Raw genomic sequence first — 1,698 nt, forward strand, 5'->3', positions numbered from 1 at the left:
CGAGGTTAAGCTTCGTTCTGCAAGTGGGCTGGATGAGCCCGCCGCGACCGGCGCAGCCTGAGCACCCTCCGCCTCTCCTCGTCAGAGATCTCGGAGCGTAGCTCGGCGCCCCGGTTGCATGGGCATCGCCTCCGCGTAGCTATCGGCGCCGCCGTCCCGGCCGCAGCCGCGCACCCGGTGTCCCTATCTTGCTTCGATTCCCGTTTTCTCGCGCGTCCCGCCGGCCTACCTGCCTGTGCCACGCGCGCGCTATTCCTGAAGGAGACCTCAAATGACACTTTCCGCCTCGTAACAGCATCGCTTCGACGACCTCAACGACGAGTTCGAGCGACTCAGCGAACTCCACGACTGTGGGGAACTCACCCCGGTCCAGGAGCGTCGAATGGCCGAGATCCACTTGCAGTGCGTCGACATCGTCCGCAGCAACACCGCGGACGATATCGCCGAGCGAAGGCGCGCACTGGTGACCGGCGTCCGGTCCGGCCGATACACGATCGACGGTGGCCTCCACGACCGTTCGAGCGCCGGGATGTTCGGCGATCCTCAGGATCGGGCGCGGCGCACGATCGACGGGCTGCACTCCCGCGGGCTGCTGCCTGACCACGGCGCCGAGGCGGCAGAGGAACTGGCCGGGCGCGATCGCCTCGCACGCGACTGGATCACCGCCGCGGGTGATGACGCCTACACCCGCGCCTTCGGCAAGCTGCTTGCGGATCCTCAGCTCGGGCACATGCGTTGGACTCAGGAGGAAGCCACAGCCTACCGGCGCGTCGAGAGCCTGCGCGACGGCACACGAGCGATGTCGCTGACCGACGCGAACGGTCGCCACATGGTCCCGCTGACCCTGGACCCGGCAGTCCTGCTCACCAACGCGGGCAGCACCAACCCGATCCGCCAGATCGCCCGCACGGTCACGATCACCTCTGACTCGTGGAACGGCGTCTCGTCGGCCGGTGCGACGGCTGAGTGGCTCGCGGAGGCCAGCGAAGCCGCAGACGGCTCGCCGACCCTGGCGCAGCCGACCGTGCCTGTCCACAAGTACTCGTGCTTCGTGCCGTACTCGGTCGAGATCGAAGGCGACGGACTGAGCTCCGTATCCGAGCTGCAGAGGGTCATGGTCGATGCGGTCGATAACCTGCACGCGACCGCGTTCGCGACCGGCTCCGGATCAGGTCAGCCGACAGGCATCATCACCGCGCTCGCGGCCAGCTCACCCAGCGTGGTGGTCAATGGCACCGGGTCCGAGGCCCTGGCCGCGTCGGACTTCTACGCTCTTCAGAACGCGCTCGGCCCACGGTTCCAGCCGAACGCGGCGTGGGCGGCGAACCTATCGATCCTCAACGCCGCGCGTCAGTTCGAGACCAGCGCGGGTGCGTTGAAGTTCCCGAGCCTCCAGGAGACCTCGCCGACGTTGCTCGGCCTGGCCGGTGTATGAGGTGTCAGCGATGGACGGAGCGATCAATCCCTCCGCGACCGAGTCCAATCGTGTTGTGGTGTACGGGGACTGGTCTCAGTACGTCATCGCCGACCGCATCGGCACCACGGTCGAGATCGTGCCCCACCTCGTAGGGGGGAACGGTCGCCCGACCGGCCAGCGTGGCCTATGGGTGTGGGGGCGTGTCGGCGCGGACAGTGTGAACGACAGTGCCTTCCGGGTCCTCAACGTGGCCACAACCGCCTGACCGAGTCTGCGGCACC

Annotated in this window: 2 protein-coding genes; both read left to right on the forward strand. The window is 67.6% G+C overall.

The window, feature by feature from the left end; genetic code table 11:
* Positions 1 to 382 precede the first annotated feature (382 nt).
* The gene (locus GP2_RS20720) at positions 383 to 1,435 is read left to right on the forward strand and encodes a phage major capsid protein (RefSeq protein WP_006902610.1); all 1,053 of its coding nucleotides are present in this window, start codon (positions 383 to 385) and stop codon (positions 1,433 to 1,435) included.
* Positions 1,436 to 1,445: 10 nt separating this feature from the next.
* Positions 1,446 to 1,682: a phage major capsid family protein gene (locus GP2_RS21925; protein WP_051997293.1), complete on the forward strand. Its 237-nt coding sequence runs from the start codon at positions 1,446 to 1,448 to the stop codon at positions 1,680 to 1,682.
* Positions 1,683 to 1,698: the final 16 nt, after the last annotated feature.

The organism is Gordonia paraffinivorans NBRC 108238 (assembly GCF_000344155.1).
Lineage (GTDB): Bacteria > Actinomycetota > Actinomycetes > Mycobacteriales > Mycobacteriaceae > Gordonia > Gordonia paraffinivorans.

Excerpts from the sequence above, each read along its gene's own strand:
- GP2_RS20720 (WP_006902610.1), top strand. The coding sequence starts at position 383 with ATGGCCGAGATCCACTTGCAGTGCGTCGACATCGTCCGCAGCAACACC.
- GP2_RS21925 (WP_051997293.1), top strand. The coding sequence starts at position 1,446 with ATGGACGGAGCGATCAATCCCTCCGCGACCGAGTCCAATCGTGTTGTG.